The organism is Halorubrum sp. SS7 (assembly GCF_005435055.1).
Classification (GTDB): domain Archaea; phylum Halobacteriota; class Halobacteria; order Halobacteriales; family Haloferacaceae; genus Halorubrum; species Halorubrum salinarum.
Genome location: NZ_SGXV01000515.1, coordinates 1 through 289, shown reverse-complemented (window position 1 = coordinate 289; position 289 = coordinate 1). Strand labels below are relative to the sequence as shown.

Annotated in this window: 1 protein-coding gene; it reads right to left on the bottom strand. The window is 46.4% G+C overall.

The genetic code is table 11. The features are described from left to right. Positions 1 to 289: tetratricopeptide repeat protein (locus EXE44_RS19005; RefSeq protein ID WP_137718113.1), on the bottom strand; the 289-nt coding region annotated here is incomplete at both ends.

Sequence of the window (289 nt, the reverse complement as noted above, 5' to 3'; positions counted from 1 at the left end):
CAGTGTCCAAGCAATCAATTGCTTGTGTGTATTCGTGGAGTTCACTGTAAGCTTCAGCAAGTTCAATCTGTGCCGTAATTGCTAGAGAGAGGTTTTCTGTAGCAGTGTACTGGTCAACCGCTTTTGTATACTCGTCGATGGCAGCTTCTGGATTGCCCTCACTCATCCTTAACCCTCCCCAGTGGTGATTAAGTTCTGCCTGAATGCGCTCATCTGTGATATCCTCTGAATCTAACAGCTCTTCGATCGATTTGAGCGACACTTCCAACGCATCAGTATCACCACTTAC